The organism is Pseudomonas coronafaciens pv. oryzae str. 1_6 (genome assembly GCF_000156995.2).
In the GTDB taxonomy this organism is placed as follows: domain Bacteria; phylum Pseudomonadota; class Gammaproteobacteria; order Pseudomonadales; family Pseudomonadaceae; genus Aquipseudomonas; species Aquipseudomonas tremae.
Map to the genome: position 1 here is coordinate 2981977 of NZ_CP046035.1, position 15397 is coordinate 2997373.

General features: G+C 61.1%; 16 protein-coding genes and 2 riboswitches. Of the genes, 8 read left to right on the top strand and 8 right to left on the bottom strand.

The genetic code is table 11. The annotated features are described in order from the left end of the window. Nucleotides 1-59: 59 nt before the first annotated feature. Complete coding sequence (gene pcaD, locus POR16_RS13450) at nucleotides 60-851, bottom strand: 3-oxoadipate enol-lactonase (protein ID WP_005894117.1); 792 nt, start codon at nucleotides 849-851, stop codon at nucleotides 60-62. Between the two features lie 127 nt (nucleotides 852-978). Between pcaD and POR16_RS13455 the strand changes: the two genes are divergently transcribed. Beyond that, entirely contained in the window at nucleotides 979-1323 is a 345-nt protein-coding gene (locus tag POR16_RS13455) for an MmcQ/YjbR family DNA-binding protein (RefSeq protein ID WP_005894116.1), read from the top strand. On the opposite strand, the gene POR16_RS13460 is transcribed toward POR16_RS13455, so the two are convergent. Next, nucleotides 1318-1758, bottom strand: a complete 441-nt coding sequence (locus tag POR16_RS13460) for a DUF1294 domain-containing protein (RefSeq protein ID WP_053932700.1) — start codon at nucleotides 1756-1758, stop codon at nucleotides 1318-1320. The genes POR16_RS13455 and POR16_RS13460 overlap by 6 nt on opposite strands. Further along, nucleotides 1755-2585: an undecaprenyl-diphosphate phosphatase gene (locus POR16_RS13465; protein WP_005894112.1), complete on the bottom strand. Its 831-nt coding sequence runs from the start codon at nucleotides 2583-2585 to the stop codon at nucleotides 1755-1757. The genes POR16_RS13460 and POR16_RS13465 overlap by 4 nt, the downstream gene beginning before the upstream one ends. Before the next feature lie 270 nt (nucleotides 2586-2855). On the opposite strand from POR16_RS13465, the gene pnuC reads away from it, so the two are divergent. Next, on the top strand, nucleotides 2856-3419 hold the full coding sequence (gene pnuC / locus POR16_RS13470; RefSeq protein ID WP_005894111.1) for a nicotinamide riboside transporter PnuC: 564 nt from the start codon (nucleotides 2856-2858) through the stop codon (nucleotides 3417-3419). Beyond that, a complete protein-coding gene (locus POR16_RS13475) occupies nucleotides 3416-3961 on the top strand; it encodes an AAA family ATPase (protein ID WP_005894110.1) in 546 nt (181 codons plus the stop codon). The genes pnuC and POR16_RS13475 overlap by 4 nt, the downstream gene beginning before the upstream one ends. Here the strand turns inward: POR16_RS13475 and POR16_RS13480 are convergent. After that, nucleotides 3938-5263: a sigma-54-dependent transcriptional regulator gene (locus tag POR16_RS13480; protein WP_005894109.1), complete on the bottom strand. Its 1326-nt coding sequence runs from the start codon at nucleotides 5261-5263 to the stop codon at nucleotides 3938-3940. The two genes, POR16_RS13475 and POR16_RS13480, sit on opposite strands and share 24 nt — an antisense overlap. Before the next feature lie 327 nt (nucleotides 5264-5590). Here POR16_RS13480 and POR16_RS13485 point away from each other — a divergent pair, with 327 nt between their 5' ends. Further along, the gene (locus tag POR16_RS13485; protein WP_005894108.1) at nucleotides 5591-5857 is read left to right on the top strand and encodes a hypothetical protein; all 267 of its coding nucleotides are present in this window, start codon (nucleotides 5591-5593) and stop codon (nucleotides 5855-5857) included. Nucleotides 5858-5947: 90 nt separating this feature from the next. Here the strand turns inward: POR16_RS13485 and POR16_RS13490 are convergent, their stop codons facing one another. Genes POR16_RS13490 through cobW form a run of 4 tightly spaced genes read right to left on the bottom strand, consistent with a single transcriptional unit; the run spans nucleotide 5948 to nucleotide 12476 of the window. After that, entirely contained in the window at nucleotides 5948-6559 is a 612-nt protein-coding gene (locus tag POR16_RS13490) for a vWA domain-containing protein (protein ID WP_024669367.1), read from the bottom strand. Between the two features lie 53 nt (nucleotides 6560-6612). Continuing rightward, nucleotides 6613-7644 carry a magnesium chelatase ATPase subunit I gene (locus POR16_RS13495; RefSeq protein WP_005894106.1) on the bottom strand — a complete coding sequence of 344 codons (1032 nt, stop codon included), beginning with the start codon at nucleotides 7642-7644 and terminating at the stop codon, nucleotides 6613-6615. Further along, nucleotides 7644-11408 (bottom strand): cobaltochelatase subunit CobN, encoded by a 3765-nt coding sequence (gene cobN / locus POR16_RS13500; RefSeq protein WP_005894105.1) that lies wholly within the window; start codon nucleotides 11406-11408, stop codon nucleotides 7644-7646. Before cobN ends, POR16_RS13495 begins: the two co-directional genes overlap by 1 nt. A gap of 3 nt (nucleotides 11409-11411) precedes the next feature. After that, a complete protein-coding gene (cobW, locus tag POR16_RS13505) occupies nucleotides 11412-12476 on the bottom strand; it encodes a cobalamin biosynthesis protein CobW (RefSeq protein ID WP_005894104.1) in 1065 nt (354 codons plus the stop codon). Nucleotides 12477-12586: 110 nt separating this feature from the next. Continuing rightward, nucleotides 12587-12809, bottom strand: a riboswitch (cobalamin riboswitch). A 58-nt stretch (nucleotides 12810-12867) separates the two neighbouring features. After that, nucleotides 12868-13081: riboswitch (cobalamin riboswitch) on the top strand. Nucleotides 13082-13179: 98 nt separating this feature from the next. Here cobW and POR16_RS13510 point away from each other — a divergent pair. From POR16_RS13510 to cobM, 4 genes are read left to right on the top strand one after another with little or no spacing between them, the layout of a single operon-like run. Next, complete coding sequence (locus POR16_RS13510) at nucleotides 13180-13368, top strand: CbtB domain-containing protein (RefSeq protein ID WP_005894103.1); 189 nt, start codon at nucleotides 13180-13182, stop codon at nucleotides 13366-13368. 20 nt (nucleotides 13369-13388) lie between these two features. Continuing rightward, nucleotides 13389-14126 carry a CbtA family protein gene (locus POR16_RS13515; protein WP_005894101.1) on the top strand — a complete coding sequence of 246 codons (738 nt, stop codon included), beginning with the start codon at nucleotides 13389-13391 and terminating at the stop codon, nucleotides 14124-14126. Continuing rightward, a complete protein-coding gene (locus POR16_RS13520; RefSeq protein WP_005894100.1) occupies nucleotides 14104-14559 on the top strand; it encodes a cobalamin biosynthesis protein in 456 nt (151 codons plus the stop codon). Before POR16_RS13515 ends, POR16_RS13520 begins: the two co-directional genes overlap by 23 nt. Before the next feature lie 33 nt (nucleotides 14560-14592). Beyond that, nucleotides 14593-15342, top strand: a complete 750-nt coding sequence (gene cobM / locus POR16_RS13525) for a precorrin-4 C(11)-methyltransferase (protein WP_005894099.1) — start codon at nucleotides 14593-14595, stop codon at nucleotides 15340-15342. The last annotated feature ends 55 nt before the right edge of the window (nucleotides 15343-15397 follow it).

Below are 15397 nucleotides of genomic sequence, written 5' to 3' on the forward strand. Positions count from 1 at the left end.
GCGCCGAGTATGCCGCGCTACGGCATGCCCCTCAAGACAGGGTCGGCCGGGAACGCGGGTTACCGCTCGGTCAGAAAAGCCAGGACTGCAGCGGCAAAAGCCTCGCTGGATTCGACGCTGGACAAATGCGCCGCGTGCAGCTCGATCATGCGCGAGCCCTTGATGCGCTCGACCATGAAACGCCCGTCGGCAGGCGTCGTTACTGCATCTCCAGTGCCGCAGACCACCAGGACGGGCAGCTTGATGGTCGCCAGTTGCTCGCGAAAGTCTGCGTCGCGTACGGCGGCACAATTGGCCGCGTAGCCTTGCGGAGAAGTACTCGCCAACATGCCGACCACAGCCTCGACCCTGGCAGGCTCGGCGTCTGCGAACGCTGGCGTGAACCAGCGCGCAATAGAGGCATCACGTAACGCCACCATCGCCGCCTGCCCCTCGCGCAACACTGTTTCGATACGCGGATTCCAGGTATCCGGATTACCGATTTTCGCCGCGGTATTGCACAACACAACCCTGTGCAAGCGTTGCGGCGCATTGATAGCCAACCATTGACCGATCAGCCCACCCATCGACAACCCGCAGAAGAAGGCTTTTTCGATCTGCAGCGCATCAAGCAGTGCGACCACGTCACGCCCGTTCTGCTCGATAGTGTAACTACCACCGGTGACCAGAGATTGACCATGACCGCGAGTGTCGTAGCGCAGCACCCGGAAGTGCCCTGCGAAGGCTGCAACCTGGTTGTCCCACATATGCAGGTTGGTGCCCAGCGAATTGGAAAACACCAGCACCGGCGCGCTGGCCGGGCCTTCCAGCAGATAATTCAGTTCACCATCGGCAAGTTGCACAACAGGCATACGAGGCTCCACACAAGGCAAAACGAGCACACTAATGAGTGTTGCTGCAGCATACAATCTGCGGATCGAATATTCGTGCGGCTATCGAACAGCTTACCGCGCGACGTGTGGTACGAGAGGTCAATACATGCACAAAGAAGACATTGCCAGATTTTGCCTTGGCCTGCCGGGCGCGCGGGAAGATTACAAATGGGGCGGCGTGCGGGTGTTTTCCGTCGCGGAGAAAAAGATGTTCGCGGTCATGGACCTCACCGATCAGGACCTTGCCTTCAAGGTTCACCCGGAGTTGTTTCTGGGCTACGTGGACAGGCCGGGTATCAGGCCTGCGCCTTATCTGGCGCGAGCTTACTGGGTCAGCGTGACGGACCTGCACGCCCTGGACGAAACCGAGATACACGACTTGCTGACCCGCTCGCACCAACTGGTGGTGGGCAAATTGCCGAAACTGAAACAGATCGGTCTGAAGCTATAAAGACCACGGTACTGCCTGCAAAAGCCGCTTGCCCAGAAACAGCCAGTCGATCCAGAACGCTTGATGCGCCAGCACGATCACCCAGAAGACCACCTGAAAAGGCACCTTGCGGGTCTTGTGACGAAACATCTGCTGCGCCAACAGCGCCCCTGGCCAGCCACCCAGAAGCTCGACCGTATGCAGGACGTTTTCCGGGGTGCGCTGGCCGCCGCTACCAGCCTGGCGCTTGTCGCTGCGGTACAGCACGAAGGCCAGCAAGCTCATGACCACCAGCACAATAGCCGGGATCATGGTGCCCTGCGTGATCCACAGAGACGCCAAACCGTAGACCGGCATTGCGCACAACAGCACGAACACACAAAGCTTGAGGCGTACTCCCCGCACAGGCGCCCTGCCCCGATCGGCAGGTGCCGCAGGCCGGCGCTGGGCGGTCATGCTTTTGCCGACGCCCAGTCAATCCAGCCGAACTGCCAGGTCGCCAGAATCAGCAAACCGAAGGCGATCCGATACCAGGCAAACACTGCATAGCTGTGGGTGGCGATGAACTTGAGCAGCGCGCGAACAGCGATCATTGCAAAGACAAAGGATGTGATGAAGCCGATGGCAAAGACCGCAAAGTCGTCCGGCCGAAACATGTCACGGTACTTGTAACCCGAGTAGACCGCAGCACCGACCATGGTCGGCATGGCCAAGAAGAACGAAAACTCGGTCGCCGCCTTGCGTGACAGGCCGAACAACAGACCGCCGATGATGGTCGAGCCCGAGCGCGATGTGCCCGGAATCATCGCCAGACACTGCACCAGCCCTACTTTCAGGGCATCGGTCCACGTCATGTCATCGACGGTTTCGGTACGCACCGTGTGCACACGTCGCTCGGCCCACAGCATGATCACGCCACCGACAACCAGTGCGGTTGCGACAGTTATCGCGTTGAACAGGTAGTGGTGGATAGTGTCGGCAAAAATAACCCCCAGCACGACAGCGGGCATGAAAGCGATTAGCAGGTTCAGGGTGAAACGCTGGGCCTGCTGCTGCTTGGGCAAACCCACCACCACGTCGAGAATCTTGCGGCGAAATTCCCAGACCACCGCGAGGATGGCACCCAATTGAATAATGATGTTGAAGGCCATGGCACGCTCGCCACCAAAGTCGATCAGATCGGCAACGATGATCTGATGCCCGGTACTGGAGATCGGCAAAAACTCCGTCAAACCCTCTACGACACCCAATATCAACGCCTGAGCAGCGGTCCAAAGATCCATCATTCCCCCATGAAGCGATGCCGCAGGCTCGCTGTTTAGTGTTGTTGTGTAAAAAATGGTTGCCACTATGCCGCGACAAGCCTGAACGTAGCTTGAACCTGCAGCGGGCCTGAATTCATCGGCAAGGCCCTGCAAGGCGCGGAATGCTAGCAGACCTGCACGCACAACGCCTGCCAGCTTCGCACCTGTTCAACACAAGCTCCACGCCGCGCGCAGAAGCGCATACAATCGCCGCCCCTGCCGCTTAACAAACCTCATCAAGGAGCCGCCATGTCCGGGCTTGAACTCTTCGCTGCCGCCATCGGCGTTATCGCAGTGTGGCTGACAGTGAAGCAGAATCCCTGGTGCTGGCCAATCGGGCTGGTGATGGTGGTCATCTATATCTGGATTTTCTTCGACGTTAAGCTCTATTCCGACATGCTGCTGCAAGTGATTTATGCCGGCCTGCAGGTGTATGGCTGGGTGCAATGGACCCGACATGGCAATGGTCTACCAGCTCGGGCCGTCACAGTGTTGCAGAGCGGCCCGCTGATAAAAGGTCTGGTTGTTGGCGCAATTATCAGCGTTGCGCTGGGCGCGGGCATGGCGCATTTCACCGATGCCGCTCAGCCGTGGCTGGACGCTGCATTGACGGGTTTCAGCCTGGTGGCGCAGGTCTGGATGGCGCAAAAGCGTGTCCAGTGCTGGCCGCTGTGGATTCTGCTGGACGTGATTTTCGTAGGCCTGTTTATCTACAAGGGGCTTTACCTGACGGCTGCGCTCTACGGGCTTTTCACCCTCTTGGCCGTACAGGGCTGGCGCGAATGGCGCCACGATCTGGCGCTGGCACGATGAAAGTCCTGGTGCTGGCCGGCCCGGAATCCAGCGGCAAGAGCTGGCTATCAGCCGAAATACAACGTCGTTTTGGCGGAGTGCTGGTGGGCGAATACGTCCGCCACTTTATCGATCAGCAGGGGCGTGACACTGTTTATGGAGATATCCCGGCCATCGCACTTGGCCAATTGGCCTGGGAAGACGCGGCACGCGCTAGCGAGCCCGAACTGCTGATTCTCGATACCCACTTGCTGAGCAATGTGCTCTGGAGCCGGGCGTTGTTCGGTGACTGCCCTGCGTGGATCGAACAACAACTGCTGAGCAGGCGCTACGACCTGCATCTGCTGTTGTCGCCAGAAGGGGTGGAATGGATCAGCGACGGCCAGCGCTGTCAGCCGCAGTTAGATGAACGCCAAGCCTTTTTCGAGGCCAGTCGAGACTGGCTTGACAGTCATGGGCAGGCATATGAGGTGCTAGGGGGTGGCTGGCCGCAACGCCACGAGCTGGCGATGGCGGCGGTGATGCGTCTGCTGGACAGGTCAGCGGATCTGGTGCTTGTGTAGCAACCGGTAGAAGGTCGGCCGCGAAATGCCCAGAACCTTGGCCGCCGCGCTCATGTTGTGGCTGTGGCGCGTCAGCACCTCACACAATGCCTGACGCTCGGCGCGGGACTTGTATTCGTCCAGTGTGTCCATGCTGCCGGCATTCTCTTCTTCGCCCTGCAAGCCAAGATTCGCTGCCTCGATCTGCCGCCCTTGCGCCAGCATCAGCCCCCGCCGTACCCGGCTGACAAGTTCGCTCACGTTGCCAGGCCAGTCGTGCTTGCCCAGTGCGACCAAAGCGTCCTGGCTGAAACTGCGCGCTTTTCTGCCCGTTTCGACGCTGTGCCGGTGAACGAAGTGGTTGGCCAGCAGCGCCAGATCGCCATGACGTTCGCGCAATGGCGCGGTCCCTACCTGCAGCACATTGAGCTGGTAATACAGATCCTCGCGAAAGCGTTTCTTGCCCACCGCCGCCTCAAGGTCCTCACGGGTCGTGGCCAGCACCCGGATATCCACTGCAGTCGACTCAATGCCGCCCAGACGCTGAACCTGCCGCTCTTCGAGAAATCGCACCAGATGCGCCTGAGCTTCAAGTGGCAGATCGCCGACTTCATCAAGCAGCAGCGTGCCTCCGTGCGCCGCCTCGATCTGTCCTGCGCTGCGTTCCAGAGCCCCTTCAAACGCGCCCTTTTCATAGCCGAACAGCTCGGCGTGGATCGAGTGCTCGGGCGCCGAGCCGCAATCAACCACCACGAAAGGTTTACTGTGCCGCTGGGACTGGGCGTGCAGGCTGCGCGCAATCAGCTTCTTGCCCGTTCCGCGCTCACCACGAATCAACACCGGCGAGTCGGTGGGCGCCAACTTGCTCAGCAGCCTGCGCAGGGCACGAAGCGGGCGACTTTCACCTAGCATTTCCGGCTCGGCAGCAGGCGCCGGTGGTGTGCCTGATGCAGGCACACAGCCTGCCGCGAAGGCTCTATCCAGACTGGTCTGCATCCGACCCATGTCAAATGGCAGGGAGTGAACGTCAAAAAAGCGCTTGCAGACGAACTCGCTGCTCTGTTCATGCCGCAGGTCATCGGGCGCCAATAGCGCAATCCACTGCTTACGAGTGCCCGAGAGCAGTCCTTCAATCTGCTCCGGATGCTCGAAATGATCAGACGTCAAATGGATCAGGCCGACGTCGTAGCCAGCATCACGCGCTGAATCAAGCGTACCCCGCTGTACCGTCCATCCGGTCTCGTCGAGTGCCTGCGTCAGTTGGTGAAAGTCGTCATTGGCGTCGATTATTAACAGACGTCGCGGTGGGGCCGATAGATGCATGAAGAGTCCTTGGCGCCCGGCGTCGAGTTGGATTATTAAAAACTTCTTATAAACAGCATGTTGGCGAGCCCAACTACCACCCTAGCAACTATTTGACGCAGCCTTGTACCGATTACGTCTAACAAGCTTCGGCAGGTGTCATTAAGTGCCTTTCGGTTCATTAGCGGCCGATTCAGGGCTGTTTTTTAAGCCGCGTTTGAAAAAAACAGAAAATTTCTTTTCAACAGTGTGACTCACGCCCCCCTGTTGTTCATCAACACAAGTAACCAGCCGGACGGTCAGCCCGCCGCCGAGACTGAATTGATACGGGCACTTGAGGATTTGACCATGAACGCCCCACTGCGCTTCAACGATGCACTTCTGATCGCTGGACACGCTTTTGAACCCTTCCAGTGTGTTGCCTGGGCACCACAGGACGGTAACGGCGAGCTGAGCCTGACGGTGATTGACCGCACCAGCAATCGCATCGGTCGCAAGCAGATCCCGAGCAGCACCTACTCAGACAAGCGGCAACTGGCCAGTGCGCTGGAACAGGCCCGCGCAGAAATCAGCAGCGAAGGCTACGACCTCAAGCCGTGGACCATGCCTGCCTGATTGCGCCTTGCGCCAATCGCGATACCTGAAGCCGATTCACTCCCGCGCCAATGCTCTGTTCGGGCACGAGAGTGAATAAGGCGCCGCGCCTCAAACCTCTTTCAGCTCGTCGATATGGCGATATTCCGCGCCCAGGCTTGATGCCAGCTCTCTGGCCCTTCCAAGGCGGATCGGACCCTTCTCTATATCGATAAGCAGACTGGCACAGGTAAATGCCGACAACACAGGCAGTTGCTTGATCCTGCCGTCGGTCATCACCAGCACCCGATGCTGTTCGGCGGGGTAGCGCTTCTGGCGTTGCTCCAGCCATGCTCTGGCCTGTTCCAGCGCGGCCGTCAGTGGCGTGCCGCCCCCCGCGCCCAGCCCGTCAAGCCATGGAACCAATGCTGCTGAAGCCTTGAGGCCCTGATGCTGCCAGCGCGGCACAGCGCCGCTGGCCGTCAGCAACGCAAGCCGCGCACGGCGTCGATAGGCGTCATCGAATACCTGAGAAAGCAGGCCCTTGGCTTGACTAAGAGCCTGATGACGCCGCGTCGAAGCCGACGCATCGACAATCACCAGCAGCAACTCACTCGGGCGAGCGCTACGTGGTTGGCGGACTAGATCCTTGCGGCTCTTCGGTCGCCCCCTCAATAAGGTGGGCAGCCATTGCACCAGGCCCTCGGCACCTGCGCGAATGGCTCCTTGCCTGCCGGAGGCCAATCGACCGGGACGGGGGATGGCATCCGCCCCCTGAGTAATACGGGGGCGGATGCCTACGGCTTTTTTGGCCAGCTCGGCACTTCACGGCGTGACCCGGTGACCACTGCCTGAGCCGGCAACTCACCCCAGCTTCCCTTCCCGCTTTCGGGTTTGTCTGACTTAGGCGACGATTCGGGTGGCGGCGGCGCTTCCTGATTCTGCGGCGGCGGAGTCGGTTCGCGACGTCTGTGACGCAAGGCAAATTCAGCGACAGCTTCGATGTCCTGCTCTTCGATCTGCCCCACCCCACGCCATGCAGCATGGGCTCGTGCAGCCCGCAGCCAGACCAGATCAGCGCGCATACCGTCCACACCGGCAGCAAAACAGCGCTCGGTGATCGCGACCAACGACTGATCGTCCAGCTCGATGCCGGGCAACAGCGAACGCGCCTGCTCGCAACGAAGCTTCAAGGCGTCCTGCTGTGCTTGCCAATGCTGACAAAAAACCGCCGGATCGGCATCGAAATCCAGACGGCGTCGGATGATCTGGCTGCGCTCGACAGGTTGTGTCTGACCACTCAGCGCCACGTTCAGGCCAAAGCGATCCAGCAATTGCGGACGCAGTTCGCCTTCTTCCGGGTTCATGGTGCCGATCAGCACAAAACGCGCAGCATGCCGGTGGGAGATCCCGTCACGCTCGACCAGATTGACACCGCTGGCGGCAACGTCCAGCAGCAGATCGACCAGGTGATCGGCGAGCAGGTTGACCTCATCGACATACAGCACACCGCCATCTGCCTTTGCCAGCACGCCCGGCGAGAAACGCGCACGACCCTCGGCCAGCGCGGCGTCCAGGTCCAGCGTGCCGACCAGCCGTTCTTCAGTCGCGCCCAGCGGCAAAGTGACGAACTGACCGCTGGCCAGCAAATCAGCCAAACCACGCGCCAGTGTCGACTTGGCCATGCCACGCGGCCCCTCGATCAATACACCGCCAATGCGGGGGTCAATGGCGGTCAGGCACAGTGCCAGTTTCAGATCATCTGCCCCGACCACTGCGGCCAGCGGAAAATGCGGAGTGTCGCTACGGCTTGAATCGGGCACGGTCATCAACTCTCTTCTATGTCCAACAACAGGTCTTCCAGCGCTTGCTGATACTCGCCAGGTTCCTGCCAGAGCCCGCGCTGCTGAGCCTCGAGCATGCGCTCGGTCATGTCGCGCAAGGCGTCGGGGTTATGTTGTGCGATAAATTCGCGGGTCGCCGGATCAAGCAGATAGGCGTCGGCCAGCAACGCGTACTGATGATCGTCGATCAGTTCGGTAGTCGCGTCGAAGGCGAACAGAAAGTCCACAGTCGCAGCCATCTCGAACGCGCCTTTGTAGCCGTGACGCTTGACCCCTTCGATCCATTTCGGGTTTGCCGCACGCGAACGGATTACCCGGTTCAGCTCTTCCTTGAGGGTGCGGATTTTCGGCAGATCAGGCTGGCTGTGATCGCCATGATAGCTGGCAGTCTTCTGCCCGCTGAGGCTTTCTGACGCTGCAAGCATGCCACCCTGAAACTGGTAATAATCGTTCGAATCGAGCAGGTCGTGCTCGCGGTTGTCCTGGTTCTGCAAGACTGCCTGCACCTTAGACAGGCGCTCAGCGAAACGCTGCCGGGCCGGGGTGCCTTCATCTGCAGCGCCATAGGCGTAACCGCCCCAATTCAGGTAAACCTCGGCAAGGTCTTCGCGGCTTTGCCACAGGCGGCCATCAATGGCCCCCTGCACACCAGCGCCATAGGCACCCGGTTTGGCGCCGAAGATCCGCCAGCCAGCCTGGCGTGCAGCTTCGTCTTCGTCGAGACCTTGCGCCACAAAACTCTCGCGTTCTTCGCGCACTCTGGCCGCCAGCGGATTCATGTCATCCGGCTCATCCAGTGCTGCGACAGCCTGAACGGCGGCATCGAACAGCTTGATGAGGTTGGCGAAGGCGTCGCGGAAGAACCCGGATACCCGCAAGGTGACATCCACCCTCGGCCGATCCAGCAGGCTGATCGGCAGAATCTCGAAATCATCGACCCGCTGACTGCCGGTCGCCCACACAGGGCGAACGCCCATCAAGGCCATCGCCTGGGCAATGTCGTCGCCGCCGGTGCGCATGGTTGCCGTGCCCCAGACGGACAGACCCAACTGGCGCAAGTGATCGCCATGATCCTGAAGGTGGCGTTCCAGCAGCAGGTTTGCCGACTGAAAACCGATGCGCCACGCGGTAGTGGTCGGCAGGTTGCGCACGTCCACACTGAAGAAATTGCGCCCGGTCGGCAGCACGTCCAGACGTCCGCGACTGGGCGCGCCGCTAGGCCCCGCCGGAACGAAGCGGCCGCTCAGTGCGTCGAGCATGCCCTGCATTTCGCCTGGGCCACAGGCGTCCAGCCGCGGCGCGACCACTTCACGCAGGCTGTCGATGATCAGCGCCAGGTCCTCATGAACCGGCAGGTCGTGCAGTTCTTCGCCCTGCGTGACCCGCTCGATCATGGCAGCAGCGTACAGCTCAAGCCGTTCGCGGGCATCACCCGCACTGCGCCAGGGGTCTGTGCTGACGGCCAGCAACTCAGGGGGACGGGCGCCGGTCCACGGCGCGGCCAGCTCGCAATCGAGCGGGTCGAACTCCAGCCCGAAGGCCTTGCTCAAGGCCCGCAACAGACTGGATTGCGCTCCGCGCCCGTCGCCACGCGGAATACGCAACAGGGCCAGCAAGGTGTCGGTACGCAGACGCCCTTCCGGCGACTGACCAAAAATATGCAGGCCATCGCGAATCTGCGATTCCTTCAGATCACACAGGTAAGTGTCCAGACGTGGCAGCCAGACTGCTGCATCGGCGTCGCTGTCAGTGGACTCGTCCAGCGCCAGTTCACGATCAATGCGGGTTTCACGGACCAGTTCGAGAATGTCGCGTTGCAGCTCACGAGCGCGCCGCGGATCAAGCAACTGCGCCTCGTAGAATTCGTCAGCGAGCAGCTCCAGATTGCGCAACGGGCCGTAGGTTTCGGCGCGGGTCAGCGGTGGCATCAGGTGGTCAATGATCACCGCCTGGGTACGGCGCTTGGCCTGTGCGCCCTCGCCTGGGTCGTTGACGATGAATGGATAGATATTGGGCATCGCGCCCAGCACCGCATCCGGCCAGCAGGTTCGCGACAAACCGACGCCCTTGCCGGGCAACCATTCGAGATTGCCATGTTTGCCAACATGCACCACTGCATGCGCGCCGTAAGCCTTGCGCAACCAGAAGTAGAACGCCAGATAACCGTGCGGCGGAACCAGATCCGGATCGTGATAGACCGCGCTGGGATCAACCTGGTAACCGCGTGCTGGCTGAATGCCGATGAAGGTCATCCCGAAACGCAGACCGGCGATCATCATTCTGCCACTGCGGAACATCGGATCTGCATTCGGAGCACCCCAGCGGGCGTTCACTGCGTCGCGGTTGCTCTGCGGCAGTTCGTTGAATGCCGCCAGGTATTCATCCAGCGCCATGCTTTGCTGACAAGGGCGCTGGTCGATGCTGTCCAGGTCGTTGGTCACGCCACCGAGTAGCTGCTGGATGAGCGCAGTGCCGCTTTCCGGCAACTGCTCCAGCGGATAGCCCTCGGCCTGCATGGCGCGCAGAATGTTTAGCGCAGCTGCTGGCGTGTCGAGGCCGACGCCGTTGCCGATCCGCCCATCGCGGGTCGGATAGTTGGCGAGAATCAGCGCCACACGCTTGTCGGCATTGGGCAGACGCGCCAGTTCGATCCAGCGCCGCGCCAACTGGGCGACAAAGTCCATACGATCAGGCTGGGCCCGGTAACAGACCACATCCGACTGACTGCGCTCGCTGCGCCAGGCCAGATCCTTGAAGCTGATCGGTCGGCTGATGATGCGCCCGTCCAGTTCCGGCAAGGCAATGTGCATCGCCAGGTCACGAGCGCCGAGCCCCTGCTCGCTGGCCTCCCAGGCAGGCTCGTTGTCCTGGGCACAGATCGCCTGAATGACCGGCACGTCGCGTCGGAACGGGCGCAAATGCGGCGACTCCGGGCTCGACTGCGCAAAGCCGGTGGTGTTGAGGATCAGTTCGACCCCAGCCTCATCCAGCCAGTTTTCCACCTGAACGAAACAGCCGGGCTCCTTCAGGCTGGCGACCGCAATCGGCAAAGGGTTGATGCCCTGCGCCTGCAAGCGGGTGCAGAACTCATCAATAAAGCCGGTGTTGGCAGCCTGCAAGTGCGAACGGTAGAACAACAGCGCGACCACAGGATGGTCCGCACGCCATTCTGCCTGCCAGTCATGCAACCCGGCAGTTGCCCGTTGCGGATGATAGACCGCCGTGCGCGGCAATGGCTGCGGCTCGGCCCAAGGGTAATCGCGACCAAGCCACTGACTGGCCATGCAGCGATACAGGTCCAGCGCATTTTGCAGCCCGCCCTGACGCAGAAACTGCCAAAGCCGGTCGCGCTCTGTGGCAGGCACTGTGCTCAGGTCGCTCAACTCGGGGTCAGGGCGGTCATCGCCCGGCACCAGAATGACGTCAACGCCACGCTCCGCCAGCTCCATCAGTCGTTCCACGCCGTAACGCCAATAGCCGATACCGCCGTGGAGAGAAATCAGAATGACTTTGGCGTGGCGCAAGACCTCGTCAACGTACAAGTCGACCGACGCGTGATTTTGTACCTGCATCGGGTTGGCCAGACGCAGGCTGGGGTAATCCTCAGGGAGTTGCCGGGCGGCTTCGGCCAGCAGGGCGAGGCTGGAATCGCCGCTGCAGAGAATCACCAGCTCGGCTGGCGTCTGCCCCAGGTCGGCGATGCTGTCGTCCGGTACAAAACCGCCGGGCTGGGTTCTCAGTAAATGCATGGGTCAGCCGGCAATCGCAGCGTTGAGCTGGGTTTGCAGCGCGACAGCGTCCAGCTCCTGGCCGATCAGCACCAAGTGCGTGGCACGCTCTTCATCGGCGCGCCAGGCGCGGTCGAAGTGCTTGTCGAAGCGCGTGCCCACGCCTTGGATAAGCAAACGCATCGGCTTGCCCGGAATGGCGGCAAAGCCCTTCACGCGCAAAATGCCGTGCTGCACAACGAGCTGATTGAGCGCATCGAGCAGGACCTTTTCATCGGCTTGCGGCAGTTTCAGCGAGATCGAGTCAAACGCGTCGTGATCGTGGTCATCCTCGTCGCCATCGTCGTGATGATCATGGTGGGTCTTGCGACCGTCGATGTGCAGCTCGGACTCGGCACCGACACCCAGCAGAACGCTGATCGGCAAACGACCACTGCTGGCTTCGACCACCTTGACGGCGGGCGGCAGCTCTTCGGCGACTTCGGCGCGTACTGCGGCCAGCCCTTCGGCATCAATCATGTCGGCCTTGTTGAGAATCACCAGATCGGCGCTGGCCAGTTGATCGGCAAACAGTTCGTGCAGCGGCGACTCGTGGTCCAGATTAGGATCCAGTTTGCGCTGTGCGTCGACTTGATCCGGGAATGCAGCGAACGTACCGGCCAGCACCGCCGGGCTGTCGACTACGGTGATTACCGCATCGACCGTGCAGGCGTTGCGGATTTCGGGCCACTGGAAGGCCTGGACCAGCGGCTTGGGCAATGCCAGGCCCGATGTTTCGATCAGGATGTGGTCGAGATCGCCACGGCGGGCAACCAGTTCGCGCATGACCGGAAAAAACTCTTCCTGAACCGTGCAGCACAGGCAACCGTTGGCCAACTCGTATACGCGGCCGCTGGCCTCTTCTTCGGTGCAGCCGATGGTGCATTGCTTGAGGATTTCACCGTCGATGCCCAACTCGCCGAATTCGTTGACGATCACCGCGATGCGCCGCCCTTCGGCGTTGTCGAGCATGTGCCGCAACAGCGTGGTCTTGCCCGAGCCTAGAAAGCCGGTGACGATGGTGACGGGAAGCTTGGCCAGTGTTTTCATCAGGTGCCCTTTGGCAATGCGGCGGGCAAACAGGACGAGAACCGCATGCATGGCATGCAGATCGGATCGCCACCGGATCACCCCGCCCGGTTGTAGTGAGAATTCGCAGGCACTGGGCCTGTTTCGAGGCAGGTCTCCTGGCTCACGGCAGCGTGTGGCAGGTGCTGTAGACCTTGCCGACACACGTTCATCGCGCCTTCCCGCCGCAGCAGTGGCTGTGCAATGAACATGACCGTTTACAGTTGCGGGGGCAGCTGCGGCGTGTACCGCATTCCCGTCTTAGCTCCATATGGTAACGCTTACCAATGAAGAACCTCGAACCGGCAAGGCTACGCAGTGGCCGCAGACAGGTCAATCGTTCAGATTGACGATCCCACGCCGCCCATGCTTTCCTGTGCGCCTTGTTTCGGGTGCCCCTCACGGGGTGAAACGGGAAACCGGTGCGTTCGACCTGTCGAGCAAGTCCGGTGCTGCCCCCGCAACGGTAAGCGAGAGAAGGTCTGATCCACTGTGCCCCGGCATGGGAAGGTGACCTTGAAGGCTTGAACGCAAAACCGTTCGAGCCCCTCGCAAGCCCGGAGACCGGCCCGACATTCTTTCCAATGACAAACCTGCGGTGGGCGGGCGCAGTCGAAACCTCTGGCACTCGCCAGCGGGTTCGTATGCGCATGGCCCACTTGCCGACACTCAAGAGGGATCGCCCATGTCCAGCACCATCAGCAGCAGCCAGACGGCTGCCACCAGCTCCACCCAGACCCAACGTCTGACCGCTGCGATCAGCGCAGCGCTGCTCGGCGCCTGCCTGGTCTACTTCGCCGGTTTCTCGCACATCGCGGCGGTACACAACGCAGCCCACGACACCCGCCACAGCGCTGCCTTTCCTTGCCATTGAGCGTCATCGAGGACTACACAATGTTCAAGCGAATCGCACAAACGGCAGGCTTCACCGGCCTGCTGGCCGCCTTGCTGCTGACTCTGCTGCAAAGCTTCTGGGTCGTCCCGCTGATCCAGCAGGCCGAGACTTATGAGACAGCCTCGGCGCAAAAGGCGCACGAGCATGCCGACGGCCAGGCTGCTGAACACAGCCACGTACATGAAGAAGCGGCCTGGGAACCGGAAAACGGCTGGCAACGCGTGCTGTCCACGACAGGCGGCAATCTGGTGGTCGCAGTGGGTTTCGCACTGATGCTTGCCGGGCTCTATACGCTGCGTGCTCCGCGCAACACCGCACAGGGCGCATGGTGGGGGCTGGCAGGTTTTGCAGTGTTCGTGCTGGCGCCGACCCTAGGCCTGCCACCCGAATTGCCGGGGACCGCAGCCGCAGAACTGAGCCAGCGTCAGCTATGGTGGGTCGGCACAGCCGCCTCGACTGCCGCCGGGCTGGCCTTGCTGGTGTTCGGCCAGAACTGGCTGCTGAAAGCGCTGGGTGTCGCAACTCTGGTGGTGCCGCATGTGATCGGCGCGCCGCAACCACTGGTTCATGAAAGCCTGGCACCTGAAGCGCTGGAGTCGCAGTTCATGATCGCTTCGCTGCTGACCAATGCCCTGTTCTGGGTGGCAATGGGCCTGATAAGTGCCTGGCTGTTCAGCAGAAGCGATGCCCATCGACATATGACTCACAAAAACAATGTCGACCTGCATCAGGCCTGATCCACTGTGCGTTCAGGCTCAGCCCGGCGCACATCTGGTGGTCGGGTTGGGCTGTCGGCGCGGCTGTTCGGCGGAGGCATTGCGCGAGTTGATCGGCAACAGCCTCGAGGCACATGGCCTGAGGCTGAGCAGCGTCACTGCACTGGCTTCCATCGACTTGAAAGATCAGGAGCCTGGGCTGCTCAAGCTTGCCGAGCAGTTGGCTGTGCCGCTGGTGTTCTTCAATGCCGCGCAATTGGTGGCGTGGGAACTTCATCTGACGCACCGTTCCGCGCAGGTGTTCCAGACCACAGGCTGTCACGGGGTCGCCGAAGGCTCGGCGATGGCACTGGCTGCGCAGCTCGGCGATGGCACCGCCCGGTTACTGATCGAGCGACAGAAAAGCGCTCAGGTCACATTTGCCTTGGCAACCAGCCCCGCCGCGGGCAGATAATCCCGTCACGTTCATTTATCTTCGGAGCATTCATTGACTGTCTATTTCATCGGCGCAGGCCCAGGTGATCCCGAGCTGATCACCGTCAAGGGCCAGCGGTTGATACGCAGCTGCCCGGTGATCATCTACGCGGGTTCACTGGTGCCGCTGGCTGTGCTGGAAGGCAATCAGGCATTACAGATCACTAACAGTGCCGAACTGCATCTGGAGCAGATCATCGACCTGATCAGGGCCGCTCATGCACAGGGGCAGGATATTGCGCGTGTCCACTCGGGCGACCCCAGCCTTTATGGCGCCATCGGCGAGCAGATTCGCCATCTGCGCGAATTGAATATCCCTTACGAAATCATTCCTGGCGTGACTGCGACCGCCGCCTGTGCTGCCTTGCTGGGCGTGGAATTGACGTTGCCAGACATATCCCAGAGCGTGATTCTGACCCGTTACGCTGACAAGACGTCGATGCCGAGCGGCGAAGAACTAGCCAGCCTGGCGAGCCATCGCGCGACGATGGCGATTCATCTGGGGGTGAATAACCTGCACAGGATCGTTGAAGAACTGACGCCGCATTACGGGGCCGACTGCCCGATTGCGGTGGTGCATCGCGCCAGCTGGCCAGATCAGGACTGGGCGCTGGGTACGCTGGCCGATATCGAAGAGAAGGTGCAAACCAAAGGCTTCCGTCGCACGGCACTGATTCTGGTCGGCCGTGTGCTTGGCGCCGACACCTTCGGCGACTCCTCGTTGTACCGCGCCGGGCATGCACATCTGTTCAGGCCAAAGTAACTCGCGCCCTCAAGCTTTTGCGGGAGCGCCGCCTCGGCAGCTCCCGCAAACACTC